The 25,718-nt window shown below is 72.6% G+C and carries 21 protein-coding genes; 7 read left to right on the top strand and 14 right to left on the bottom strand.

What is annotated here, in order from left to right:
• Positions 1-71: 71 nt before the first annotated feature.
• Together ACZ5VD_RS11305 and ACZ5VD_RS11300 are read right to left on the bottom strand one after the other, a co-directional pair.
• Positions 72-1,853 carry an ABC transporter ATP-binding protein gene (locus ACZ5VD_RS11305; protein ID WP_468549755.1) on the bottom strand — a complete coding sequence of 594 codons (1,782 nt, stop codon included), beginning with the start codon at positions 1,851-1,853 and terminating at the stop codon, positions 72-74.
• The gene (locus ACZ5VD_RS11300; protein ID WP_468682052.1) at positions 1,850-3,664 is read right to left on the bottom strand and encodes an ABC transporter transmembrane domain-containing protein; all 1,815 of its coding nucleotides are present in this window, start codon (positions 3,662-3,664) and stop codon (positions 1,850-1,852) included. Before ACZ5VD_RS11300 ends, ACZ5VD_RS11305 begins: the two co-directional genes overlap by 4 nt.
• 152 nt (positions 3,665-3,816) lie before the next feature.
• Here ACZ5VD_RS11300 and ACZ5VD_RS11295 point away from each other — a divergent pair, with 152 nt between their 5' ends.
• From ACZ5VD_RS11295 to ACZ5VD_RS11285, 3 genes are all read left to right on the top strand, one after another.
• Positions 3,817-4,596, top strand: a complete 780-nt coding sequence (locus ACZ5VD_RS11295) for a L,D-transpeptidase family protein (RefSeq protein WP_468682050.1) — start codon at positions 3,817-3,819, stop codon at positions 4,594-4,596.
• 76 nt (positions 4,597-4,672) lie between these two features.
• Positions 4,673-6,379 (top strand): peptide-N4-asparagine amidase, encoded by a 1,707-nt coding sequence (locus ACZ5VD_RS11290; protein ID WP_468682048.1) that lies wholly within the window; start codon positions 4,673-4,675, stop codon positions 6,377-6,379.
• Positions 6,380-6,548: 169 nt separating this feature from the next.
• Positions 6,549-8,009 (top strand): cation:dicarboxylate symporter family transporter, encoded by a 1,461-nt coding sequence (locus tag ACZ5VD_RS11285; RefSeq protein WP_468549751.1) that lies wholly within the window; start codon positions 6,549-6,551, stop codon positions 8,007-8,009.
• 96 nt (positions 8,010-8,105) lie between these two features.
• On the opposite strand, the gene ACZ5VD_RS11280 is transcribed toward ACZ5VD_RS11285, so the two are convergent.
• Complete coding sequence (locus ACZ5VD_RS11280; RefSeq protein ID WP_468549750.1) at positions 8,106-8,561, bottom strand: MarR family winged helix-turn-helix transcriptional regulator; 456 nt, start codon at positions 8,559-8,561, stop codon at positions 8,106-8,108.
• A gap of 130 nt (positions 8,562-8,691) precedes the next feature.
• Here ACZ5VD_RS11280 and ACZ5VD_RS11275 point away from each other — a divergent pair, with 130 nt between their 5' ends.
• Positions 8,692-10,557, top strand: a complete 1,866-nt coding sequence (locus ACZ5VD_RS11275; protein WP_468549749.1) for an ABC transporter ATP-binding protein — start codon at positions 8,692-8,694, stop codon at positions 10,555-10,557.
• Positions 10,558-10,600: 43 nt separating this feature from the next.
• Positions 10,601-11,443, top strand: a complete 843-nt coding sequence (gene mltG / locus ACZ5VD_RS11270; RefSeq protein ID WP_468549748.1) for an endolytic transglycosylase MltG — start codon at positions 10,601-10,603, stop codon at positions 11,441-11,443.
• Positions 11,444-11,455: 12 nt separating this feature from the next.
• On the opposite strand, the gene ACZ5VD_RS11265 is transcribed toward mltG, so the two are convergent.
• The 6 genes from ACZ5VD_RS11265 to ACZ5VD_RS11240 all read right to left on the bottom strand — a co-directional run bounded on the left by ACZ5VD_RS11265 (position 11,456) and on the right by ACZ5VD_RS11240 (position 16,644).
• Positions 11,456-12,532: an NAD(P)-binding domain-containing protein gene (locus ACZ5VD_RS11265; RefSeq protein ID WP_468682046.1), complete on the bottom strand. Its 1,077-nt coding sequence runs from the start codon at positions 12,530-12,532 to the stop codon at positions 11,456-11,458.
• A 49-nt stretch (positions 12,533-12,581) separates the two neighbouring features.
• Entirely contained in the window at positions 12,582-13,706 is a 1,125-nt protein-coding gene (locus tag ACZ5VD_RS11260) for an LLM class flavin-dependent oxidoreductase (RefSeq protein ID WP_468682044.1), read from the bottom strand.
• Between the two features lie 4 nt (positions 13,707-13,710).
• On the bottom strand, positions 13,711-14,733 hold the full coding sequence (locus tag ACZ5VD_RS11255) for an ABC transporter substrate-binding protein (protein ID WP_468549745.1): 1,023 nt from the start codon (positions 14,731-14,733) through the stop codon (positions 13,711-13,713).
• Positions 14,734-14,775: 42 nt separating this feature from the next.
• Positions 14,776-15,534 (bottom strand): ABC transporter ATP-binding protein, encoded by a 759-nt coding sequence (locus ACZ5VD_RS11250; RefSeq protein ID WP_468549744.1) that lies wholly within the window; start codon positions 15,532-15,534, stop codon positions 14,776-14,778.
• Complete coding sequence (locus tag ACZ5VD_RS11245) at positions 15,507-16,409, bottom strand: ABC transporter permease (protein WP_468682042.1); 903 nt, start codon at positions 16,407-16,409, stop codon at positions 15,507-15,509. Before ACZ5VD_RS11245 ends, ACZ5VD_RS11250 begins: the two co-directional genes overlap by 28 nt.
• Before the next feature lie 151 nt (positions 16,410-16,560).
• Positions 16,561-16,644, bottom strand: a complete 84-nt coding sequence (locus tag ACZ5VD_RS11240; protein ID WP_315986669.1) for a putative leader peptide — start codon at positions 16,642-16,644, stop codon at positions 16,561-16,563.
• A gap of 122 nt (positions 16,645-16,766) precedes the next feature.
• Between ACZ5VD_RS11240 and ACZ5VD_RS11235 the strand changes: the two genes are divergently transcribed.
• A complete protein-coding gene (locus ACZ5VD_RS11235; protein WP_468549742.1) occupies positions 16,767-17,189 on the top strand; it encodes a secondary thiamine-phosphate synthase enzyme YjbQ in 423 nt (140 codons plus the stop codon).
• 45 nt (positions 17,190-17,234) lie between these two features.
• Here ACZ5VD_RS11235 and ACZ5VD_RS11230 read toward each other — a convergent pair whose 3' ends face one another.
• The 5 genes from ACZ5VD_RS11230 to ACZ5VD_RS11210 all read right to left on the bottom strand — a co-directional run bounded on the left by ACZ5VD_RS11230 (position 17,235) and on the right by ACZ5VD_RS11210 (position 24,680).
• A complete protein-coding gene (locus ACZ5VD_RS11230; RefSeq protein ID WP_468682041.1) occupies positions 17,235-19,136 on the bottom strand; it encodes a serine/threonine-protein kinase in 1,902 nt (633 codons plus the stop codon).
• A gap of 99 nt (positions 19,137-19,235) precedes the next feature.
• On the bottom strand, positions 19,236-20,174 hold the full coding sequence (locus ACZ5VD_RS11225) for an amidohydrolase family protein (RefSeq protein ID WP_468549740.1): 939 nt from the start codon (positions 20,172-20,174) through the stop codon (positions 19,236-19,238).
• Between the two features lie 258 nt (positions 20,175-20,432).
• Positions 20,433-21,848 carry a vWA domain-containing protein gene (locus tag ACZ5VD_RS11220; protein ID WP_468682039.1) on the bottom strand — a complete coding sequence of 472 codons (1,416 nt, stop codon included), beginning with the start codon at positions 21,846-21,848 and terminating at the stop codon, positions 20,433-20,435.
• Positions 21,845-23,131 carry an AAA family ATPase gene (locus tag ACZ5VD_RS11215; protein WP_468682036.1) on the bottom strand — a complete coding sequence of 429 codons (1,287 nt, stop codon included), beginning with the start codon at positions 23,129-23,131 and terminating at the stop codon, positions 21,845-21,847. The genes ACZ5VD_RS11220 and ACZ5VD_RS11215 overlap by 4 nt, the downstream gene beginning before the upstream one ends.
• A 94-nt stretch (positions 23,132-23,225) precedes the next feature.
• Positions 23,226-24,680, bottom strand: coding sequence for a hypothetical protein (locus ACZ5VD_RS11210; protein WP_468549737.1), 1,455 nt, complete (start codon positions 24,678-24,680; stop codon positions 23,226-23,228).
• Positions 24,681-24,807: 127 nt separating this feature from the next.
• On the opposite strand from ACZ5VD_RS11210, the gene ACZ5VD_RS11205 reads away from it, so the two are divergent.
• Positions 24,808-25,644 (top strand): DUF427 domain-containing protein, encoded by an 837-nt coding sequence (locus tag ACZ5VD_RS11205; RefSeq protein WP_468549736.1) that lies wholly within the window; start codon positions 24,808-24,810, stop codon positions 25,642-25,644.
• The last annotated feature ends 74 nt before the right edge of the window (positions 25,645-25,718 follow it).

Below are 25,718 nucleotides of genomic sequence, written 5' to 3'. Positions count from 1 at the left end.
CGCACCTTCGCGGCCCGGCCCTGCCACCCCGTCGGCCCGCGCTACGGTCCCAGCCCCCGCGAGGCGTCCGGTCACCCGTGCCAGGACCGCCACAGCGCCGCGTACGCGCCGTCCGCGGTGACCAGCTCGTCGTGGCTGCCCAGTTCGCTGATGCGACCGTTCTCGACGACGGCGATGACGTCCGCGTCGTGGGCGGTGTGCAGGCGGTGGGCGATGGCGACGACCGTGCGGCCGTCGAGGACGCGGGCCAGGGAGCGCTCCAGGTGACGGGCCGCGCGCGGGTCGAGGAGGGAGGTCGCCTCGTCCAGGACCAGCGTGTGCGGGTCGGCGAGCACCAGGCGGGCCAGCGCGATCTGCTGCGCCTGCGCCGGGGTGAGCGCCAGACCGCCCGAGCCGACCTCGGTCTCCAGACCGTCGTCGAGCGCCCGGGCCCAGCCGTCGGCGTCGACCGCGCCCAGCGCGGCCCACAGCTCGGCGTCCTGGGCGTCCGTCCGGGCGAGCAGGAGGTTGTCGCGCAGGGACCCCACGAAGACGTGGTGTTCCTGGTTGACGAGGGCCACGTGCTCGCGGACCCGTTCCGCCGGCATCCGGGAGAGTTCGGCGCCGCCGAGCGTGATCCGGCCGTCCCGGGGCGCGTAGACACCGGCGAGCAGCCTGCCCAGGGTGGACTTGCCCGCGCCCGAGGGGCCGACCAGCGCCAGACGGGTGCCCGGCGCCACTTCGAGGGAGACCTTGCGCAGGACGTCCACCCCCTCGACGTACCCGAAGTGCACCCGGTCCGCGTGCACGTCACGGCCGTCCGGGGACACCGCGGCGTCCCCGGCGTCCGGCTCGATGTCCCGCACGCCGACCAGACGGGCCAGCGACACCTGGGCCACCTGGAGCTCGTCGTACCAGCGCAGGATGAGCCCCACCGGATCGACGAGCATCTGCGCGATCAGCGCGCCCGTCGTCAGCTGGCCGACGTCGATCCAGCCCTTGAGGACGAACACACCGCCGATCATCAGGACGGAGCTGAGGACGGTCACATGGGTGACGTTGATGATCGGGAAGAGCACCGACCGCAGCCACAGCGTGTAGCGCTCCCAGGCGGTCCACTCCTTGATCCGGCGCTCCGACAGCTCGATGCGGCGGTCGCCGAGCCGGTGTGCCTCGACGGTGCGTCCGGCGTCCACGGTCTCGGCGAGGGCGGCGGCCACGGAGGCGTACCCGGCGGACTCCGAGCGGTAGGCGGAGGGCGCCCGCCGGAAGTACCAGCGGCAGCCGACCACCAGCAGCGGCACGGCGAGCAGCACCGCCGCGGCCAGCGGCGGCGCGGTGATCACCAGCCCGCCGAGCAGCAGGGCGGCCCACACCACACCGATCGCCAGCTGGGGCACGGCCTCGCGCATGGCGTTGCCGAGCCGGTCGATGTCCGTCGTGATCCGGGACAGCAGATCGCCCGTCCCGGCCCGCTCCAGGACGCCCGGCGGCAGCCCGACCGACCGTACGAGGAAGTCCTCGCGCAGGTCGGCCAGCATCCGCTCGCCGAGCATCGAGCCGCGCAGTCGCACCTCGCGCACGAACACGGCCTGGATGGCGAGGGCGACCAGGAACAGCGTTGCGGTGAGCCCGAGGTGGAGCTCCCGCGCCCCGTCGGACAGCCGCTCCACGAGCCCGCCCAACAGCCACGGGCCCGCCATCGAGGCGAGCACGGAGACCGTGTTGACGGTGATGAGGAGCAGGAGGGCACGGCGGTGCCGCTGGAACAGTTCGGCCACGTAGGCGCGTACGGTCGCGGTGGCGCCGACGGGCAGCGTGTTCGCCGTCGTCGGGGCCGCCGGGTCGTACGCCGGTGGCGCCACGCCGATCATGCGGTCTCCTCGATTTCTTCCAGTTCTTCCAGTTCGTCGATGGCGTCGAGCTGGTCGAGCGTGCCGTTCACGGTGGCTTCCTCGGCGGTCTCGCGGGTCACGACCGCCCGGTACCGGGGCTCCTTGTGGACGAGGTCGCGGTGCAGGCCGACCGCCGCGACCTCGCCCTCGTGCACCAGGACGACCCGGTCGGCCCGGTCCAGGAGCAGCGGTGAGGAGGTGAACAGCACGGTTGTGCGCCCCGCCCGCAGTTCCCGCAGGCCCTCCGCGATCCGCGCCTCGGTGTGCGAGTCGACGGCGGAGGTCGGCTCGTCCAGGACGAGCACCTCCGGGTCGGTGAGCAGCGACCGGGCCAGCGCGAGCCGCTGGCGCTGGCCGCCGGACAGGGAACGGCCGCGTTCGGTGATGCGGGCGTCCATCGGGTCGTCGGCGCCGAGCGACCCCTGGACCAGGGCGGTCAGGACGTCCCCGCACTGCGCGGCGGCCAGCGCCTGCGCGGCACCGACCTCACCCGAGGCGGGCACGTCGAGCAGTTCGCGCAGCGAACCGGACAGCAGTACCGGGTCCTTGTCCTGGACGAGGACGGCCGTGCGGGCGGAGCCGAGCGGGAGCTCGTCGAGAGGCACCCCGCCCAGCAGGACGGACGTGCCCTCCTCCGAAGGGTGTCCGCCCAGCCGCTCGGCGAGGAGACCCGCCGCGTCCGGGTCGCCGCAGACCACCGCGGTGAGCCGCCCGGAGGGGGCGAGCAGACCGGTCGCCGGGTCGTACAGGTCGCCGGAGGGCGCCTCGGCGGCGCGGGACCCGACGGTGTCGGTGGCCCGCTCCAGCGACAGCACGTGCGCGGCCCGGGTGGCCGAGGGGCGGGAGAAGGAGTACGCCATGGCGATCTCCTCGAAGTGCCGCAACGGATAGGTGAGGACCATCACCGAGCTGTAGACGGTGACCAGTTCGCCGACACCGATGCGGCCCTCGCGGGCCAGGTGGACGCCGTTCCAGACGACCGCGATCAGCAGCAGCCCCGGCAGCAGCACCTGGATCGCTGAGATCAGGGACCACATCCGGGCGCTGCGCACGGCCGCGTGGCGGACCTCCTGGGAGGCGCGGCGGTAGCGGTCGAGGAAGAGTTCCTCGCCGCCGATGCCGCGCAGGACGCGCAGTCCGGCGACGGTGTCCGAGGCGAGTTCGGTGGCGCGTCCGGCCTTCTCGCGCTGGACGTCGGCGCGGCGGGTCGCCCGGGGCAGCAGTGGCAGGACGGCCAGCGCCAGCACCGGCAGGCCCACGGCGACGATCGCGCCGAGCGCGGGCTGGTAGACCACCAGGCCGACACAGACCAGCACGATGGTGACGGCCGCCGCGGTGAACCGGGACCAGGCCTCGACGAACCAGCCGATCTTCTCGACGTCACCGGTGGAGACGGCCACGACCTCGCCGGCCGCGACCCGCCGGGTCAGTGCCGAACCCAGATGAGCGGCCTTGTGGGCCAGCAACTGCTGGACGCGGGCGGCAGCCGTGATCCAGTTGGTGACGGCGGTGCGGTGCAGGAAGGTCTCGCCGACGGCGTTGCCGACGCAGCACAGCGCCAGCAGCCCGCCCGCCAGCGCGAGCCGGCGGCCGGATCCGTCGATGACGGCCTGGACGGCGAGACCGACACAGAAGGGCAGCGCGGAGACGGAAACGAAGTGCAGCAGCCCCCATGCCAGTGACTTGAACTGGCCTCCCAGCTGATTCCGGAAGAGCCACCACAGGAATCGGTGCCCTGAGCGTGCGTCGGGCACACCCGGGTCGGAATACGGAAGGTCTTGAATCTGCATGACGTCCCAGTGGCTCGTGTCAGGGGGTGGGAAGGGACCGCGAACTGCGGCAGCAAACCGTGAAAGGTTCGCGTCGTCACGTGGTCGGGGGCAACAGGTTTTCCGCTCCGGCGTACAGAACCGGCTACGCGCGGTGATGCGACCATGGAGCGATGCGGAAGATCAGCGGTGGACGGCGCGCGGTGGTGGCGTCGGCGGTCGGCGGGTTGCTTCTCTCGGTCACGGCGGCGTGCGGCGGCGCTGGGTCCGGTGGTGCCGGGGAGGTGGGTTCGGCCACCGGCGACTCGATGCCCGGCACCCGCGCGACCGCACGCACGGCCCCCGGTACGACGCCTGGTGCGTCCACCCGTACGACCCGCATCCCCGGCGTCGGCGACCGGCTGCTGCGGCGCGTCCCCGCCGAGTCCCGTCAGGTCGTGGCCGTCTACGGCGAGGGCAGGAACTCCGCGAACGCCACGGCCGTGCTGTACACGAGGCACGGCTCCGCCTGGGAGCGCACCCGCACCTGGCCGGCGCACAACGGGAAGAAGGGCTGGACCACAGACCACCGCGAGGGCGACCGGCGCAGCCCCGTCGGTGTCTTCACGCTCAGCGACGCGGGCGGTGTGCTGCCGAACCCCGGGTCGGGGCTCCCGTACACGCGGTCGGCGGCCTTCACGGCCCCGCGCTGGTGGCCGAAGGCGTACCGGCACGACTTCGACTACGTCATCGCCATCGACTACAACCGCCTCAAGGGCACCCCGCCGAACGACCCGACCCGGCCCGAGGGGGTCTCCAAGGGTGGCGGGATCTGGCTGCACATGGACCACGGCAGCGGCACGTCGGCCTGCGTCAGCCTGTCGGCGTCGGCGATGCGCCACCTGCTGCGGACGCTCGACCCGGATCGGCATCCGGTGGTGGTGATGGGGGACCGGGCCGACCTGAAGGCCTGAGACCGCCCAGCGCCACCCAGGGCTCATGCGGGAGGCCTCATTGCGGGGACGGCCAACTCGCCGTAGAACACCGGCCATGAAGAGACGGATCACCATGTCCATGCTCGCTGGAGCGACCCTCCTCGCGAGCACCCTCCTCGGGACGGCCCCCGCCCACTCGGCCGAAGCCCCCGCCCCCTCGGTGCGAGCCCTCGCCCCATCCGCCGACGTGCCCGCCGAGTTCGGCTCCGACTGGCACGACCCCCTCACCGCCGCCCCGCCCGTCGGCAAGCCCGCCGGGAAGTCCTGCCAAGTGGTGCTCGCCGAGGCGCGGTTCCGCGACTTCACTCCCTACCGGGGCACTTACACACCGCCGGTCGGCTGCGGCGCGCACTGGAGCAAGGTCGTACTGCGCCTGGACGGCCAGGTCCAGGGGCGGCAGTTCGACCGGCTCGGCCACCTCCATGTCGGCGGGGTCGAGATCCTCCGTACGTCCACGCCCCAGCCCTCACCCGACGGCATCGAGTGGTCCGTGGAGAAGGACGTCACCCGCTACAGCGACACGTTCCGCGGCGGCCAGGACGTGGAGATGCTCATCGGGAACGTCGTCGACGACACGTACACCGGAATCATCGACGTCAAGGTCACCCTGACGTTCTACGCCGGCAAACCCGCAGCGCCCTCCACGGCATCCTCCTCCACGGCAGCCCTCTCCACCGCGGCGCAGCCCGTCGCGGCCACGCCCGACCAGGTCCTGACCCTGGACGAGGGATCGACCCTCACCACCCCGCGCAACAGCGAACGCATCGTCGCCGAGGTGTACGCCACCGGATCCGGCGGCGGGTGCGAGGAGTACTGGTACCTGACGGTCCCCGACGAGGCCCCGTACTCCTGCGGCGCCGACGACGGCCCCTACCGTGAGGTCCAGATCAAGGTCGACGGACAACTCGCGGGCATCGCCGCCCCGTTCCCGACCGTGTGGACCGGCGGCTGGTCCAACCCCTTCCTCTGGTACGTCGTCCCGGGGCCGCGTGCCTTCGACATCAAGCCGATCGAATACGACCTGACCCCCTTCGCCGGCCTCCTCAACGACGGCCGCCCGCACCGGGTCGAGGTCTCCGTCGTCGGCGTGCCCGAGGGGCAGAGCGGCTGGAGCACTCCGGTGAACGTCCTCGTCTGGCAGGACACGGGGCGTGCGCACGTCACCGGGAAGCTCACCGCGCATCGGGTCGGCGACCTAGCCAACTCCTCGACGTACATGCCCGGTTCGGAACACCGGGTGGACACCGAGGGTGACCACCGGCTGACCGTCGCCGGATACGTCGACACCTCGCACGGCCGCGTCACGACCACCGTCGGGCGCTCCCTCGCGAACACCTCCACGCACCGCTGGACCGACGGTGAGACGACCGACGCGCTGACCGCCGCATGGGCGGACGACGAGTCGGTCACCGTCGACGGACGGGGACCCGCCCGGACGACGCGCACGCAGCGGACGTACACGATGGACGGCACGACCACGCTGGGTGCGGCCGACCGGCTGCGCACGGTGCTGACGCTCGGTGACCGGGCGACGGTCACCGAGTCGTCGGGCGGGCGGCGTACCGCACGATCGCGGCTCGACGACAGCTACGCGGGCGACGCCACGTACACGGTGAACGTGCCGCGTGATCAGCGGCACGCGGTCGGGACGACGAGCGAGCGCTACCGGGTCAGCGGCGGCCGGAGCGGTGCGCATGGGTGCTACGACCGGACCCTGACCACCGTTCAGGGGGTGCTGACCGGGGATCGCCGAGGCTGCTGAGCGCAGTTGTGTGCGATGCGTCACAGGTGGCGTGATTTACGCGGCGGCAACACGGAGGTTTTCTGGGCGATCAACGACGCCTCCAGAGTGATCGGCACGGAAGCCGCTTTCCGTATCGCAGAAGTCCCGTACCGGCTGCTGTGAACCACCGTCCCCTCAAGGAGTGCCCGTGCCGCCGTCCGTCCCGTCCCTGCCGCGACGCGTCGCACGCATATTGCGTACCTCTCTCTTCGCGCAGGTCGCCTGCGCGCTGGTGCTCGGAATCGTCGTCGGGAAGCTGTGGCCCGACGTGGCCACGGATCTCCAGCCGCTCGGCGACGGTTTCACCCGGCTCATCAAGACGATCATCTCGCCGCTGGTGTTCTGCGTGGTCGTCGTCGGCATCGCCAAGGCCGGTGATCTGAAGGCGTTCGGGCGGATCGGGCTCAAGGCCCTGATCTGGTTCGAGGTCGCGAGCACACTCGCCCTGGTCATCGGGCTCGTCGCCGCCAATGTCGTCCAGCCCGGCTCGGGGATGAACGTCGACCCGGCCACGCTGAACACCTCGGCGGTGGACGCGAAGACGGGCGGTGGCTCGCTGCCCTCGACGACCGAGTTCATCGTCAACGCGATCCCCACCAGCTTCATCGGCGCCTTCGCCGAGAACGAGCTCCTCCAGGTGCTGATCCTGGCCTGCCTGGTCGGCGCCGCGCTGCTCCACCTCGGACACACCAAGGTGCCCAAGGTGCTGCCCGCCGTCGAGCAGGCCCAGGAGATCATCTTCGCGGTCGTCGGCTTCATCATGCGACTCGCCCCGATCGCGGTGTTCGGCGCGATGGCCGTCCTGATCGGTCAGTACGGACTCGGTGTGATCGAGACGTACGCCAAGCTGATCATCCTCTGCTACGCGGCGGCGGCCCTCTTCATCGTGCTCCTCGCCGTCGCCCTCAAGGCGGTGACCGGGCTCAGCCTCTGGAAGTTCCTGCGGTACATCCGCGAGGAGATGCTGCTCGCGCTCGGCACCGCCTCCACCGAGTCCGTCATGCCGCGCGTCATGCAGAAGCTGCGCAAGGCCGGCGCCCGCGACGACGCGGTCGGCCTGGTGCTGCCGACCGGCTACTCCTTCAACCTCGACGGTGCCTCGCTCTACCTGTCCATCGGCACCCTCTTCATCGCCCAGGCTGTGGGCGTGGACCTGAGCCTGGGCCAGCAGATCACCGTCGTCCTGGTGCTCATGCTGACCAGCAAGGGCATGGCGGGCATCCCCGGCTCGGCCTTCCTCGCCCTGTCCGCGACCGCCTCCTCGCTGGGGGCCATCCCCGCCGGGGCGGTCGCCCTGCTGCTCGGCGTGGACCGCATCATGGACTCCATGCGGGTCGTGACCAATCTGCTCGGCAACTGCGTCGCGGTCTTCGCCGTCTCCCGCTGGGAGGGCGCGCTGGACATCGACAGGGCGAAGAAGGTCCTGGACCGCGAGATCGTGCCGACGGACGAGGACGACGAGGACGACAGCGCCTCGGTCCCCGCCCTCGACTCCGCCTCGGCCCCCGCCGCGGCGCCGGACGCGCCGGTCGGGTCGGAACCCGCGGGCGGTGCGCTCGCCGCCGTACCGGCTCGGTCGGTCAAGGAAGGGGCCCCCGGGAACGGTTGACGCCGACGGTACGACGGGCCGCGGCCCCCGCTCCAGCAGGACGGAGCGGGGGCCGCGGCCCGTTGCGCATGGCCCGGTACCTCGGCCTCGGGTGGCTCAGCAGTGCCGCCCCGGTGCCGGCGCCCCGTCCACCAGCGTGTCCAGCAAGCCGCCGAGCACCTCGCGCTGCTCGTCCGTCAGCGGGGCCAGGATGTCCTCCGCGGCGGCCCGGCGCGCACCCCGCAGCCCTCGCAGCGCCTTGTGGCCGTCGTCGGTGACCTCGATGCGGATCACCCGGCGGTTGGTCGGGTCCGGCACCCGGCGCACCTTGCCGCTCGCCTCCAGTCCGTCGACCAGGGTCGTCACGGCCCGGGGCACCACCTCCAGCCGCTCCGCGAGGTCCGCCATGCGGGGCGGGGAGTCGTAGTGCGCCAGGGTGCGCAGCAGGCGGGACTGGGCCGGGGTGATACCGAGGCCGCGTTGTTCCAGATGGTGCTTCTGGATGCGGTGCACACGGCGGGTCAGCCGCAGCAACTGCTCGGCGAGCAGGCCGTCGGAATCGGGGGTGGTCATGCGGGAACAATATCAGGATCTACTTCATTGTGAGTATAGGTAACAATGAGCTAAGCTCCGTCAGTCCTCGATACGTCACCGAATCACCGCGTCACCAGACCGCTCAGCCCCCTCACCCTCCGTAGGAGCCATGCCCCGAGACGACATCAAGTGGACCCCCTCGCCCGGCACCTCGACCGACGACCAGCCCCGGCAGGTGCGCCGCATCCTCACCCTGTTCAAGCCCTACCGCGCCCGGCTCGCGGTCGTCGGCCTGCTGGTCGGCGCCGCGTCCCTGGTCACCGTGGCGACCCCGTTCCTGTTGAAGGAGACGCTGGACGTCGCCATCCCCGAGGGCCGCACCGGGCTGCTGAGCCTGCTCGCGCTCGGCATGATCCTCAGCGCCGTCCTCACCAGCGTCTTCGGCGTGCTGCAGACCCTGATCTCCACCACGGTCGGCCAGCGCGTCATGCACGACCTGCGCACCGCGGTCTACGGCCGCCTCCAGCGCATGTCCCTCGCCTTCTTCACCCGCACCCGCACCGGCGAGGTGCAGTCCCGCATCGCCAACGACATCGGCGGCATGCAGGCCACCGTCACCTCGACCGCCACCTCCCTGGTCTCCAACCTGACCAGCGTGGTCGCCACGATCATCGCGATGGTCGCCCTCGAATGGCGCCTGACCGTCGTCTCCCTGCTTCTGCTGCCGGTCTTCGTGTGGATCAGCCGACGGGTCGGCAACGAACGCAAGCGGATCACCACCCAGCGCCAGAAGCAGATGGCCGCGATGGCCGCGACCGTCACCGAGTCGCTGTCGGTGAGCGGCATCCTGCTGGGCCGCACGATGGGCCGCTCCGACTCCCTCACCCGGTCCTTCTCCGAGGAGTCCGAGCAGCTGGTCGACCTCGAAGTCCGGTCGAACATGGCCGGACGCTGGCGGATGGCCGTCATCTCGATCGTCATGGCCGCCATGCCCGCCGTCATCTACTGGACCGCGGGCCTCGCCCTCCAGACGGACGGCGTCAAGATCTCGCTCGGCACCATCGTGGCCTTCGTCTCGCTCCAGCAGGGCCTGTTCCGCCCGGCCGTCAGCCTGCTGTCGACCGGCGTCCAGATCCAGGCCTCGCTGGCGCTCTTCCAGCGCATCTTCGAGTATCTCGACCTGCCGATCGACATCACCGAGCGGGAGCGCCCCGTCCGTCTGGAGCACATCAGGGGCGAGGTCCGCTTCGAGAACGTCGAGTTCCGCTACGACGGCGACGACAGCCGTGACGACAGCGACGGCGAGGCCGGGCGCGACGGCGAGGCCGACGACGGCAGGAGCCGCCCCGTCCTCGACGGCATCGACCTCACCGTTCCCGCGGGCGGCAGCATCGCGTTCGTCGGCCCCACGGGCGCGGGCAAGTCCACCCTCGGCTATCTGGTGCCGCGGCTGTACGACGTGACGGGCGGCCGGCTCACCCTCGACGGCGTCGACGTGCGCGACCTCGACTTCGACACCCTCGCGCGCGCGGTCGGCGTCGTCTCGCAGGAGACGTACCTCTTCCACGCTTCCATCGCCGACAACCTGCGCTTCGCCAAGCCGGACGCCACCGACGAGGAGATCCGGCAGGCGGCGAAGGCGGCCCAGATCCACGACCACATCGCCGGCCTGCCCGACGGCTACGACACGGTCGTCGGCGAACGCGGCCACCGCTTCTCCGGTGGCGAGAAGCAGCGGCTGGCCATCGCCCGCACCATCCTGCGGGATCCGCCGGTGCTGATCCTCGACGAGGCGACCAGCGCCCTGGACAACCGCACCGAACAGGCCGTCCAGGAGGCCATCGACGCGCTCTCCGCCCACCGCACCACGCTCACCATCGCGCACCGGCTGTCCACCATTCGGGGTGCGGACCAGATCGTGGTCCTCGAGGCCGGACGGATCGCCGAACAGGGCACGCACGAGGAGCTGTTGGAGCTGGACGGGCGGTATGCGGCACTGCTTCGCCGGGACGCCCAACTGGAGCCGACAAGATGACGATATGCCGGGTTTATATGCTTTAACGGGTTACCGTGCCCGCATGCACATGAACACTCCGCCACGGAGCACGATTCGACTGACGCGCCGGGGCCGTATCGCCCTCATCGCGACCGGGGCCGTCGTGGCCGGCACCGCCGTGGCGGTGCCGCTGCTGAGCCTGGACAGCGACGCTCCGGCCAAGCCCCGGACGCTGCTGATCCCGGAGGGCTGGCGGGCCGGCCAGGTCTACGACGCCGTCGACAAGGCCCTCGCCCTGCCCGCCGGCACCGCCAAGAAGTCCCTGGCCAAGGCCCATCTGAAGCTGCCGAACGACGCGGAGGGCAACCCGGAGGGCTATCTCTTCCCGGCGACGTATCCGCTCCAGGACAAGGCGACGCCCGAGTCGCTGCTGTCGTTCATGGTCGACACCGCCAACAAGAAGTTCAACGGCGCCCCGATGGCCGCGGGCGCGCAGCGCAACGCGATGAACGTCTACCAGGCCGTCACCATCGCGAGCATCATCCAGGCGGAGGCGGCCACCAGGGCCGACATGGGCAAGGTGGCCCGGGTGGTCTTCAACCGGCTGGAGCGGGGCATGCCGCTGCAGATGGACTCGACCCTCAACTACGGGCTGAACCGCTCCACGCTGAAGACGACCGAGGCCGACACCCGAATCGACAGCCCCTACAACTCGTACCAGCGCATGGGACTGCCGCCGACCCCGATCGACAACCCGGGCGAGGAGGCGATGCGGGCCGCGATCACCCCGACCCCGGGTGACTGGCTGTACTTCGTCACGGTCAAGCCGGGTGACACCCGCTTCACGGCCGACTACGCGGAGCACCAGCGCAACGTCGCCGAGTTCAACGCTCACCAGAAGGCGAGCCCGCAGACCGCCACCTGACCGAGGGGGACCTCACGCGGCGACCGGCTCCCCGGCCAGCAGCCGCCTGATGTCCCGTACGGCCGCACGGCCCGCCCGGTTGGCGCCGATGGTGCTCGCGGACGGGCCGTAGCCGACGAGGTGGATCCGCGGATCGGCGAGGGCACGGGTGCCCTCGACGCGGATCCCGCCGCCGGGCTCACGCAGCCTCAGCGGCGCCAGATGGTCGATGGCGGCCCGGAAGCCGGTCGCCCACAGGATGACGTCGGCGTTCACCCGCCGTCCGTCGTTCCACTCCACACCGTCGGGCGTGATCCGGTCGAAGACCGGCAGCCGGTCCAGGACCCCGTCCTCGATCCCCTGCCGGATCGCGTCGTTGAGCGGCAGCCCGGTCACCGAGACGACGCTCTTCGGGGCCAGCCCCCGCCGTACCCGCTCCTCGACGAGCGCGACCGCCGCCCGGCCCGCGCCCTCGTCGAAGGGACCCTCGCGGAAGACGGGCGGGCGCCGGGTGACCCACGTGGTGGCGGCCGCGTACCGGGCGATCTCCAGCAGGTGCTGGGTGCCGGAGGCGCCCCCGCCGACCACCACGACCCGCCGCCCGGCGAACTCCTCGGGCCCGGGGTACTGCGCGGTGTGCAACTGCCGCCCCCGGAAGCTCTCCTGGCCGGGGTAGCGCGGCCAGAACGGCCGGTCCCAGGTCCCGGTCGCGTTGATCAGCGCCCGGGCCGACCAGTTCCCCGCCGAGGTCTCGACGAGCAGCCGCCCGTCGACGTCCTCGCGCACGGCCGCCACGTCGACGGGCCGCCGCACCCGCAGATCGAAGGCCCCCTCGTACCGCTCGAAGTACTCGGCGACGACCTCGGACGACGGCCGCGTCGGGTCGGCGTCCGTGAGTTCCATGCCGGGCAGCGCGTGCATTCCGTGCACCTTGCCGTACGTGAGCGAGGGCCACCGGAACTGCCAGGCGCCGCCCGGGGCGGGGGAGTGGTCGAGCACCACGAAGTCGCGGTCCGGTTCGAAACCGGTGCGCCGCAGATGAAAGGCGGCGGCCAGTCCGGCCTGACCGGCGCCGACGACGACCACATCGACCTCGCGCGTGTTGTTCACGGTTCTACCAACAGCGCGGACGCCCTGGATCTTCCCCCGCGGGGAGCGGTCAGCGCCCGCTCCCCGCGAACACCCGCGCCCCGGCCGGCGCCCGCTCCACCAGGCCACGCGCCACCAGCTCCGGGATCACGCCCTCCCCGAACCAGTACGCCTCCTCCAGATGCGGATATCCGGAGAGCACGAAGTGCTCGACGCCCAGCGCGTGGTACTCCTCGATCAGATCGGCGACCTCGGCATGGCTGCCGACCAGCGCCGTGCCCGCACCGCCCCGGACCAGGCCGACGCCCGCCCACAGGTTGGGGTGGATCTCCAACTCCGCGCGGGAGCCGCCGTGCAGGGCCAGCATCCGCTGCTGACCCACCGACTCACTGCGTCCGAGGGCGCTCTGCGCTGCCGCCAGGTCGTCGAGGAGCCGGTCGGCGGTCGCCCAGGCCTCGGCGGCGGAGTCCCGGGAGATCGTGTGGAGCCGGATCCCGAAGCGGACCGTGCGGCCCTCGCGCTCGGCCAGCGCCCGGATCCAGTCGATCTTCTCCTTGACCTGCGCGGGAGGCTCCCCCCAGGTCAGGTACACGTCTGCGTGCCGCGCCGCGACCGGCCCGGCCGCCGGTGACGACCCGCCGAAGAAGAGCTGCGGCAGCGGGTCGGGCGGCAGCGCGGTCAGCCCGCCGTCGACCTGGTAGTGCGCGCCGTCGAAGTCGTACGGCTCGCCGCGCCACACGCCCCGGACGACGGACAGGAACTCGTCCGTACGGGCGTACCGCTGATCGTGGTCGAGCCGGTCGCCGAAGCGCCGCTGCTCGGTCGAGTCACCGCCGGTGACCACGTTGAGCAGCAGCCGGCCCCGGGTCAGGCGCTGATAGGTCGCCGCCATCTGCGCCGCGAGCGTGGGTGAGATCAGGCCGGGCCGGAACGCCACCAGGAACTTGAGGCGTTCGGTGTGCTGGGCCAGCGCCACGGTCGTCAGCCAGGCGTCCTCGCACCAGGTGCCGGTCGGGGTGAGCACCGCCTCGAAGCCCAACTGCTCGGCGGCCTTGGCGATCTGGGTCAGGTAGTCGATGTCGGGCGCCCGCACCCCGCGCACCGGCCCGGCGTGGTGGGAGCCGTAGGCGTGCCGGTCGACGAGGGTGCGGCCGTCGCCGCCGGTGGGCAGGAACCAGTGGAGTCGTACGGTCATGGCTCTAGCCTTCCGAGGGGCGGGGCGCCGTGGTCGACGGCGGGAGGTCGCCGTTGAACCGCGGGTCGGTGAAGTCGCCGAAGTCGACCTTGCGCGGGATGAGCTTCAACTGCGTGAAGGTGTCGGCGATCTCCTGCTCGGAGGCGATGAGCGGCTTGTCGACGGCGACCGCGACCCGGGTGGCGTAGGTGCGCTTCACCGCGGCCAGCGCCACGTCCTCGGGCAGCCCGGTCTCCTTCGCCCAGACCTTCGCCCACTCCTCCTCGTGGTCGTACACCCACGTGTAGGCGCGCTGCAGTCGCGCGAGGTAGTCCTTGATGGCGGCGACCTTCTTCGCGTCCTTCAGCGCGCCCGGCGCCGCCACCTGGAAGGTCAGACCGTTGGTGACGCCGTCGCCGGTCGTCAGGATCCGGCCCTGCTTCCCCTTGAGCACCTGCGAGGTGTACGGGTCCCAGACCGCCCACGCGTCGACCTTGCCGGAGGTGAACGCGGCCAGCGCGTCGGCCGGCTGGAGGTACTTCACCTTGACGTCGGTCAGGCTCAGCCCGGCCGCCTTGAGGGAGGCGACCAGTTGGTAGTGCGCCGAGGAACCCTGTGCCACGGCGATCGACCGGCCCTTGAGCTCCGCGGGCTTCTTCAGCTTCGAGTCGTTCGGTACGAGGATGGCGTCGCCCTTGGACGTGCCGTGCCAGGCGGACACGACCGTGATCTTAGAGTCGGCGCCGGCCGCGAAGACCGGCGGGGTGTTGCCGACACCGCCGATGTCGACGGCCTTCGCGTTGACGGCTTCGAGCAGGGGCGGGCCGGATGTGAACGTGGACCACTTGATCCGGTAGTCGAGGTTCTTCAACTCGCCGGCGGCGCGCAGGATGGCCTCCGAACCACCCTTCTGGTCACCGACGTCGAGCGTGAGGGAGCCCTCGCCGTCGGTGTCGCCACCCGTCGAGGCGGCCGAGTTCCCGCCGCAGGCGGTCAGGAGCAGGGCCAGCGGGAGGAGCAGGGCGGCGGGGACGAGGCGTCGTCGCATGGTCGTTCCGTTCTTGATGGTGGGTGCTGCTGACGGGGGTCGTCAGGCGGCTTCGGCGGCGGTGTCGACGCCCAGGCGTTCCAGGAGGCCGGCGCGGAGTTCGGCGAACCGCGGGTCGGTGATGTCACGGGGCCGGTCGAGGTCGATGCGCTGCTCGTGGGCGATCACGCCGTCGTCCATGACCAGGACGCGGTCGGCGAGCAGGACCGCCTCCTCCACGTCGTGGGTGACGAGCAGCACGGCGCAGCCGCGGCGCTGCCACAACCGGCCCACCAGGCGCTGTGCCTTGATGCGGGTGAGGGCGTCGAGCGCGCCGAACGGCTCGTCGAGCAGCAGCAGATCGGGTTCGCGGACCAACGCCCGCGCCAGGGAGGCGCGTTGGGCCTCGCCGCCGGAGAGCGTCTTGGGCCAGGCGTCGGAGCGGTGACTGAGACCGACCTCGGTGAGGGCTTGCTCGGCGACGGCACGCGCGGGTTTGCCGGGCAGCCCCAGCAGCACGTTGCGCCACACCTTCTTCCACGGCATCAGCCGCGGTGCCTGGAAGGCGACGGCCTTGCGGCGCGGCACCAGGACCGTGCCCTCGATGTCCCGGTCGAGCCCGGCGAGGATGCGCAGCAGGGTGGACTTTCCGCAGCCGCTGCGCCCGATCAGGGCGACGAACTCGCCCCGGCGCAGGTCGAGTCGGAGGTCGTCGATGACGGGACGGCCGTCGAAGGAGCGGGTCAGCCCCTCGACCCGGACCGCCGAGGTGGTTCCGGTCGGGCCTGCCGTGTCTATCGGCCGGTGAACGTCGGTCGCCATTGCAGCAGCAGCCTTTCGAGGGTACGGACGACGAAGTCGGCCAGCAGGCCGAGGAAGGCGTAGACGATCAGGCAGACCACGATCACGTCGGTCCGCAGGAAGTCCCGCGCCTGCACCATGAGGAAGCCGATCCCGGAGTCGGCGTTGATCTGCTCGGCGAACACCAGGGCGAGCCAGGCGATGCCGAGGGAGTAGCGCAGGCCGGTCATCGCCCCGGGCAGCGCCCCCGGCAGGACGACATGCCGGACAAGCCCCCACCGGGACAGGCCGAGCGACTCCCCGGCCTCGATCAACTGGGCGTCCACGCCGCGGATCCCGGCGTACACGTTCAGATACAGCGGGAAGGTCACGCCGAGCGTGATGATGGCGACCTTGGGCGCCTCGCCGATACCGAACCAGATGATGAACAGCGGGATCAGCCCCACGAAGGGGACGGTCCGCAGCATCTGGACGGGAGCGTCCACGAGGTCCTCGCCGATCCGGAACAGGCCCGAGACCAGGGCGAGTCCGGTGCCGACGACGGTGCCCAGCAGCAGTCCGACGGCCACGCGCTGGAGCGAGGTGGCCATGGCGGAGCCGAGCGAACCGTCGGCGATCAGGTCCCGGGCGACCTCGGCGATCCGTCCCGGGGAGGCGAGCACATCGGCGGTCAACGCGCCCGTGCTGCTGAGGAGTTGCCACAGCGCCAGCAGCAGGAGCGGGCCCGCGGTGCGACGCAGCCAGCGGGGGACACGGGTGCGGCGGGAGGAGGTGGGGACCAGGGGGGTGAGGTCGAGCGGAGGGCGGTCGTCGGCCTCCGCCCGAACAGTCCTGGATGCGGATATATCTGAAATGTCGGGTTCGGGAGAGCCGGGTGGGGCATGGCTGATGCTCATGGTTGCTCCACGGGGGAGAGCGGCCGGTGGGGGCGGGGGTGCGCACCCGGGCGCCGCCACGTCTCAGTGGCCGGGCGGACGTGCGGGTGCGGCGACGCGGATCAGGCGCGAGAGAAGAGAGAGATCAGGCGCGAGAGAAGAGAGAAGGGCGTCAGCAGCCGCGACAACACGCGGCGGAGGCCACCCGCAGCAGGTCGATGTGACCGCGCGTGGTGAGCAGGACTGAACGCAACATGCGGCCGAAAGTAGCCAAATGGCGTGGCCATGGTCAATGGCGTCTCGCGGAATGGACTGCCGGTATCAGAGGGCGGGCGTCCGGTCGTGGGTGAACGCCGCTGGTGGGCCAGGATGGGAGTCATGTCAGACGTCTTCACCACCCGTGTCCTGCGCGTGGCCACCGGCTCCACAGAGCGCATCGCCGACCTCACCCACGACTGCGAGGCATTCCTGCGCGAGGCGGCGGCCGGCCGTGACGGCCTGCTGAACGTGTTCGTGCCGCACGCCACCGCCGGCATCGCGATCATCGAGACGGGCGCCGGCAGCGACGACGACCTCCTCGCCGCCCTGCACACCCTCCTGCCCGCCGACGACCGCTGGCAGCACCGCCACGGCAGCCCCGGCCACGGCCGCGACCACGTCCTGCCCGCCGTCGTCCCGCCCCACGCGACACTGCCGGTACTCGACGGCCGTCTGGAGCTCGGGACCTGGCAGTCGGTGTGCCTGGTCGACACCAACCGCGACAACCCCGAGCGTCAGGTCCGGCTGTCGTTCCTCGGGTAGGCCCGACGGCGCTCCGGGGCGACACCCGCCCCGGACCCCGGGCTCCTACGCCGCGTCGCGCCACACCTTCACGGCCAGGGTGGCGTACGCCGTCCCGGACGAGCCCCGGTACGTCACGAGCCCCACGTGCCCCGTCCCGCTGACGACGCACATCCGCCGGCCGACGACCAGGTCCTTGACCCAGATGTAGGTCTTGTAGCCGGTCGCCGCCCGGCACGCCTCCAGGGTCCCCGGCCTGCCCGCGGGCAGCAGGGCGAGGGAACTGCCGGAGTCGGTGCCGGGGGCGAGGACCGCCCCCGAGGAGTAGACGGCGTACGTCAGATCCTCGTCGGAGGTCCCGGTGTCCGCCTTGGCCCGCACCGGGGTGTCCGCCAGATAGAGATCGTGGTTCTTGGTCATCCGGATCCCGGAGTACGTCACGGGGACCGGCGCGGTCGGGGCCGCGGGTGCGCTGGACGCGGCGCTCGGGGGAGCGGAGGTGGCCGCCCGCGCGGGTGTCGCGGGCCCCGAAGGGCTGGGCGGCGGCGTGGACACGGCGGCGGACGCCTTCTTCGAGGCCCGGGCGGACGGGGAGTCGGAGGCCGAGGGCGACGCGGTGGCGACCGAGGCCGACCCGGACGCCGCCACCTGCTGCGCCCGGTCGTCGCTCTGGTCGCCGTTGCCCGGAGCCAGCAGCAGCGCGACGCCGGCCCCACCGGCGACGAGCACGAGTGCTGCCGCCGACAGCACCCAGGCGCGGCCCTTGCGGCCGGTGCCGCCGGAGGCCACCGAGGTGGTCCGGGCGGCGGCCGGTTCCTGCGGCTGCGGCCAGGAGGCCGGGGCCGGGGCGTACGGTCCCGGCGCGGTACCCGGCGCCATCACGAAGGGGCCGGGCAGCGCGGCATGGGACGGTGAGGGGGCGGAGTAGCCCGTCGGGGGCCCGAACGCGCCGGAACCGGCAGGCCCGAAGACGCCGGGCGCCTGACCGCCCTGAGTGGGCGTCCCCGCGCTCGCCGCCGTCCCCGTCCCGGCCCGCGCCTGGTCGGCGCTGTCGGCGCGGGCCGCGATCCCCGCCGCCAGTTCGCCCGGCAGCCACGCCCCGGACGTGAACCGCGCCTCGTCACCGCGCTGCGCCTGGAGCGTCTGGACGGACCGTATGACCTCCTCGACGGAGGGCCGTTCGGCGGCCGGTTTGCGCAGGCACCCCGAGACCAGGTCCCGCAACTCCGCGGGCACGCGGCTGAGATCGGGCTCCTCGTGCACCACGCGGTAGAGCACCGCGTGCGGATCCCCGGTGCCGAAGGCGGCGGTGCCCGTCGCCGCGAACACGGCGGTCTGCCCCAGCGCGAACACGTCGGCCGAGGAGCCGGCCTCCCCGCCGAGGATCTGCTCCGGCGCCATGTAGGCGACGGTCCCGAGGGCCGTGCCGCTCTGGGTGACCGACGTGGTGTCGGCGGCCCGCGCGACACCGAAGTCGATGACCCGGGGGCCGTCGGCGGCGAGCAGCACGTTCGACGGCTTGAGGTCCCGGTGCACGATGCCCTCGCGGTGCACCGCCTGGAGGGCCTCCGCGACACCGGCGACCAGCCGCAGCACCGTGTCGACGGGCAGCGGCCCGTGGTCGCGCACCGCGTCGGCCAGCGACGGCCCCGGCACGTAGGCCGTCGCACACCAGGGCACGGATCCCTCGGTGTCGCTGTCCACGACCGGAGCCGTGTACAGCCCGTGCACCCGGCTCGCCGCGGCCACCTCGGCCCGGAACCGCTTGCGGAACTCGGCGTTCTCGGCCAGTTCCGGCCGGATCACCTTGACCGCGACGGCCCGGCCGCCCGGCGTGTGCGAGAGGTAGACCCGTCCCATGCCGCCGGCCCCGAGCCGCGCCAGCAGGCGGTAGCCGCCCACGACCTGCGGATCGCCGTTCTCCAGCGGCTGGAAACTCCCCGCATCGGGCCCACCGTTGCTCAACACGCCTCACTCCACCCCGAGATCTGCCCTGTGGTGCCCCATTGCATCACGGGTCCCTGAGATCATCAGGAGCCCCGGGGGTCATCAGGGGCCCGGGCGTCTTCACGGGCTCCCGGCGTCCCGTCCGCCCGGCGGGGCCGGGTGGCCGGTGAGCAGCCGCCGCGGGTTGGCGATCCGGAAGGCGTGCGCCGCGGACCCGCCCAGGCCGAAGCCCGGATACTGCGGCGGCTCTGCGTAGGGCCGGTCCGAGCCCTGGACCACGGCGTCCACGCCGAGGGCCCGGACGATCGCGTCGACGGCACGCGGACCGTACGACGACGTCTCGACGAAGACGCCCGGATCCACGGCCGGCTCGGCCGGGCCGCCGCCCCGGGCGGCGAAGCGCTCCCCGTGCAGCGGGGCGAGCCCGGCGAGCAGCGCGAAGCACACCCGCAGCCGCGGATGGCGGGGCCGTCCGACCGCCCGGAACGCGAACCAGGCGGCGTGCATCTGCTGGACGTAGGGGACCATCGCGGGCCACCAGCCGGGTCCCCCGGGGCGGCCGGCCGCCGGTCCCGGGTGGACGAACAGCGGGAGGTCGCGCTCTTCGAGGAGATCGAGCAGCGGGGCGCACCGCGCGTAACCGGCCGCGTCGCCCAGGGCGTCGGCCGGGAGCTGGAGACCGGCGAACCCGCGGTCGAGGTCCTTGGCCGTGGCCTGCGCGTCGATGTCCCGGACACAGGCGGCGGCCCAGGCGCCGAACGGCTCGGGCAGGGCGGCCGCACCCTCGTGATAGGCGTCGAGCAGCGGGCGCGCCTCGGCCGGGGGCAGCCACTCCACGCCGATCGGGGCGGACAGCGAGACGAGCGCCCGGCCGAGACCGTCGGTGGCGGCGAGTTCCGCGCGCCGGGCGACATCGTGGTCGGCGGGAGGTATCTCGTAGGGCGGTTCACCGTCCAGGAACAGGGTCCAGCCGTCCAGGAACGGTGGTTCGTGGCGGGATCGCAGGGCCGCCACCAGCTGGGGACTCCACAGATGCTGGTGTACGTCGACGTTGGTCATGACGCTCCTCCCACCAAGGCGCGCAGTGCGCTCCGGACGTCGTCGGACCCAAGGATGTCGTGGTTCACCGCCTCCACGTCCACCCCGCAGGGCCGGTCGTCTTCCCGGCGGGGCACGATCTCCCGGATCGCGCGGTACGGCAACCCGGGCCCCCGCCCCGGAACGGCCGGTGCGGCCAGGTCCACGAAACCTGCGCGGCGACCACGGCGCGGCCCGGGAACGGTTCGTCGACGGAGCGTGCGGAACATCCCGGGTCCGCTAGCCGATGTCGACCACACGCGCCCAGCCGGGCGGCGCGTCCGGCACGTAGTCGGGGTCGCTCTCGTCGTACGCATCCCGGTGACGAGGGAAGAGGCCCACCACGGTCCGGCACGGTGGCCGGGTGTCCGGCCAGGGCGTCTGCCCGTCGGTCAGGACCACGACCACGTCCGGACGGGGCCGCGAGCGGAGCGCCTTGGCGAAGCCGGAGCGCAGATCCGTTCCCCCGCCGCCCAGCAGCGGAATGCCCTCACCACGGCAGAGCGGGTGCACGATCCGCGCCGCGGCATCGCACGGCACCACGGTGACCAGGTCCCGTCGGCCGCCCACGGCCCGGGAGATGGCGGTGACCTCCAGGAGCGCGCTGCCCAGTTCGGCATCGCTGACCGACCCCGAGGTGTCGACGACGACGGACACCCGGGGCGGCCTGCGCCGCAGGCTCGGCAGCACGGTGCCGGGCACCCCGACCGAGCGCCGCGAGGGACGGCCGTAGGTGTAGTCCTCGCCCGCCCCCGGGCCGGTGGCCGCCGAGCGGACCGCCGCGCCCAGCAACGCCCGCCACGGCTGCGGCGGATGGAACGCCTCCTCCGCCCACCGCCGCCACCTCTTCGAGGCGCGGCCAGGACGGCCGGTGATGCCCTGCGCCACCCGGAACCGGACCGCGTCCCGTTCCTGCTCGCTCAGACCGTGCGCCCCGTCCGGACCCAGGTCCCACTCCCGCTCCAGCCCGTCGGCGCCGCTGCCGCAGTCCAGCCAGGAAAGGTCCTGCGTGCGCGGCCCGAGCCGGAACTGACGCAGGTAGTCCTCCATCAGCTGCCCCTCGGGCAGGTGCAGGAACGCCGGGTCGACGGCACCCTCGGGCCGCACCAGCCCGTCCCCGAACACGTCGTCGTTGATCTCGCAGTCCGCGGCGATGTTCATCCGCAGCCGTTCCCCCGGGCCGGTCAGCCCGCGCTCCCGCGCCACCCGGTCACTGCGCCCGTGATGGTCGCGCAGCAGATGCGACACCTCGTGCACCCACACCCCCGCCAGCTCCTCCACCGGCGTGCGGTCCACGAACCCCGGCGAGACGTAGCACCGCCAGTGCGCGTCGACGGCCATGGTCGGCACCCGCCGCGACTCGACGGGGTGCAGGGCGAACAGGGCCGTCGCCAGGTAGGGCCGGACCCGGGCGGCGTGCAGCCGCGCGGCGAACAGCTTGTCGAGGTCCAGCGCCCCCGACCCGGCCGTGATCTCCTGTGAGGCGGTGGTATCCGACCCGGCCGTGCTCTCCGGCGCATCTGCGGTCCCCGATGCGCCCGTGGTCTCCGGTACGTCCGTGGTCCCCGATACGTCCGCCGTCCCCCACGTGCCCGCGGCCCCCGATACGTCCGCCGTCCCCGACACATCCGTCGTCTTCCCTGCGTCCGCGCTCATCGGCCGGCCCTTGCGGTCCCCGCGCCCCGGGCCATCGCGCGGTCGGCCGCCCGGTCCGCCCGGCGGGACAGCGTCACCACGCCGGACAGCCGCTCGATCGACGCCGGAACGTCCCAGTCCTCCTGACGCAGTGAGGCGAGCGTGGTCGCCGGCACCACCACCAGGTCGGGAGCACCGGTCTCCAGCGCCCGCACCAGGAGCGCCCACGCCGCGTCCCAGCGGGACCTGTCCGGCCGCTTGCGGACCGCCTCGACCACGCCGTCCAGCACGGCCTGACGCAGATCGCCCCGCTCGGGCAGCACCGCACCCGTCGGGTCGGCGAGCACCGACTCGGGGTCGGGAAGGTCCATCCGGTCCAGGCTCGCCAGCAACTCCAGCCCCGGACCGTCTCCCACGGTGCCTCTGACCAGCAGGGACAGCACCTCCCGGGAGGAGCCGGCCGCGGTCGCGAACGCGATCAGCGACAGCGTCATGTCCCAGCTCCGGGGCGACGGCCAGGCACCGCCCCGGCGCGTCTCGTTGCCGGGCAGCTGGTGCACGAGCTTGGGGCGGGCGGTGAGCAGCCCGCACACCGCGCGGCGGGCGAAGGCCACGGCCTGCGGCAGCTTCTCCGGGGCGAGCCGCGGCAGAGTGGCCCGGGGCCAGGTCCCGCCGAGTCCGCGGACGACGACCTCGTGGTCGTGGGTCCAGTGGAGGTGGACGAAGCGGTTGGCGAGCGGCGGGCTCAGCTCCCAGCCGTCCGCCGCCGAGGACCGCGGGTTGGCGGCGGCCACGATCCGGACGCCGGGAGGCAGGTGCAGGGCCCCGATCCGACGCTCCAGCACGAGCCGGAGCAGGGCGGCCTGTACGGCGGGTGGCGCGGTGGACAGCTCGTCCAGGAACAGCAGGCCGCGGCCGGCCCGCACCAGGCGTACCGCCCAGTCCGGAGGGGCCATGGGCACCCCCTGTTCGGCGGGATCGTCCCCGACGATGGGCAGCCCGGAGAAGTCGGACGGTTCGTGCACGCTGGCGATCACCGTGGTCAGCGGAAGGTCCAGGGCTTCGGCCAACTGGGTCAGGGCCGCGGTCTTTCCGATGCCCGGCTCGCCCCACAGGAGGACGGGCAGGTCGGCGGCCACGGCCAGGGTCAGCGCCTCCAGCTGGACATCGGCGCGCGGCTCGGTCGTGGAGGCACGCAGCAGAGTCAACAACGTACTGGCGACGTCCAGTTGGGAGTCAGGGGTGGGTTCGGAAGTGGGCTCGGAAGTGGAGTCGGTGGCAGTGAACGGGGTGCATGTGGGCATGAGTGATCACCTTTTGGCCGAAGGGGGTGAGAGTTCTTGGTCGGTGCGGGTGCGGGTGCGGGTGCGGGTGCGGGAGGGGGAGGGGCGCCCCGGGTCAGCGCGTCGTCTTGCGGCGCGGGCGTGAGCGAGGCGTACGCGGACCTCGCTCACCTGGGCGGCCCCGGTCGGGTCCGGCCCCGATCAGGCCGGCCCTGAACAGCCCGTAGGTGATCCGCCGCCCGGCCGCCGCGTCGAGTTCGTCCCGCAGGGCACCGTCGCGCAGCACGGCGTCGGGGCCCAGCAGACCCTCGACGACGGCCAGCGCGCCGGCGATGTCTCCGTGGTCCAGTCGCTCACGCACTCCGGTGAGGCAGTCCGGACGCCGGTGCGCCTCGTCGATGGCCCGCAGACAGGGGAGGGGCCTGCCGGTCAGCGCGACCAGCAGTTCCTCCCGCCGGATCTCGGCGGGGTCGTGGTCCAGCGGGGCCAGTACCCCGTCGACCAGGGCGATCCGGTGCCGGGCTCCCCGACACTCCACGACCCGTGGCCGACCCGCAGGCTCCGGGGCCCGGGGCAGCCCGGCCGAGGTGTGGCCCGGCACCAGCGCCGAGGCGACCAGGGGGTGCAGCCGGTCGGCCTCGATCGATCCGGTGCGCAGCAGCTCCAGGTCGGGCGGTACCCAGGTCGCCGCGTCGGGCAGGACCGGCAGTCCCGAGGAGTCACCGGCTCCGACCGGGCCCGCGATCCGGAAGGCGGGCGACGGCCCCACCACGTCCCGGCGGTCCCCGTCGTCCCCGGCATCCACAGCGTGCAGAACCAGCCGCTGCCGGCTCCCGAGCCGTACGACGACGGCACCGGTGGGGCGCCCCTCGGCGCGCAGCAGGATCTCCGCCTCGGCCGCCCACCGGTCGACGGCACCGCGCCGCCCGTACTCCGTCGCGCCCGGTGGACCCGGCGCCCGCAAGGGCGCCTCCGACGGATCCGGATCGGGCAGGGGACCGCCGTCAGGGGACGGCCGATCGGCCCCGGACCGGATCCGCAGCTCAGGGGCGCGGTGTACGTCCCACAGATGGCGGTGCAGGTCGAGACGGAACCGTCGGCTGGGCCACGGGTGCGGATGGCGGCGGGCACCGCCCTCGGAGTGGGAACCGTCCCACAGCGCGAGGCTGATCCGCTGACCGGCGTCCGCCCAGGCGGGCGGTGTCCGCACGACGAGGTGCAACGGATCCGCGCGGTCGCGCCCCGCTCTCTCGTAGCGGGCCAGCGAGACGGTCAGCCCCGGTCGCAGCAGTCCGTCGGGAGCGATCCTCGGCATGTGCCAGCGCAGCAGGTCGGGCGCCAGCCGGCGGAGGTCGGCCCGGACCCGGGCGGCGAGTTCCCGGCCGTGCGCACGCGCCACGGAACGAAGGGAGAGATCGACGTCGACAGCGGCGGCGGCACACGCCCCCGCCCAGTCCCCGGCAAGCCGACGGACGGTCGCGGTCTCGATCATGGACGGCGGCACGGCGAACTCTCGCACGCGCGGCCAGAATGAGAAGCGGGAATCCCGGTTCGCGGTCCCGGTGAGCATCAGCACTCACCTTGCGCGGACGGGGCCCCCAATCTGTCACCAGAATGAGTAGTCATCGGGGCAGAGCGTAGCGTCCGCCCCTCCGGTCTGTCAGGTGAGTTTCGAGCGAGCCGAAGGAGGGCCCGTCATGACCACGTTTCCCACCGCGCGAGCCGTCAGGGAGACCCCCGAAGGCCTTCTGTGGGAGCCCGGCGAACGCTGGGTGCGCGGCCGCAAGGGCGATGTCACGGTCGTCGACAGCCGACACCCCGTCCTGGTCTGGGAGCCCGGTGTCCCGGTACCGCTGTACGCCTTCCCCCGCGAGGAGGTCCGCGAGGACCTGCTGCGCCCGGCGAAGAACCCGCCGACGGGCACCCACACCGGATCACGGATCTTCTACGACCTCGAAGTCGGGGGCGCGCTGCTGGAGAACGCGGCCTGGACCTTCCCTGCCGAGGAGCTGGCCGGACACATCGCCTTCGAGTGGTTCCTGCACTGGGACCGCGGCCTGGACCACTGGTACGAGGAGGAGGAAGAGATCTTCATCCACCCCCGCGACCCGCACAAACGGGTGGACGCCCTCCCGAGCAGCCGCCATGTCCGGGTCGAGATCGACGGCACGCTCGTCGCGGACACCCACCGCCCGGTCCTGCTCTTCGAGACCGCTCTGCCTACCCGGTACTACATCCCCCGCGAGGACGTCCGCCTCGACCTGCTCGAACCCACCGACCACCGCACGGGCTGCCCGTACAAGGGCACCGCCCGCTACTGGTCCTGGCGGGCCGGGGGTGCCGTACCGCCGAACATCGTCTGGACCTACCCCGACCCGCTGCCCGCGGTGGGCGTCGTCCAGGGACTCCTCGCCTTCTACAACGAGGCCGTCGACATCACCGTCGACGGTGAACGCCAGGACCGCCCCGTCACCCCGTTCACCCGGAGCCTCTCGGAACAGACGCCGGACCGACCGGAACAGCCGACGGTCTGAAAGGTTGCTTCTCGGGTCGCCGGGAGGTAGACCCGCACGTGACCCGGCTCTCATGGCACCCCGGCGGTATTGCC

Source organism: Streptomyces sp. NPDC032822 (assembly GCF_055578825.1).
This window is presented reverse-complemented; position numbering and strand designations above follow the sequence as displayed.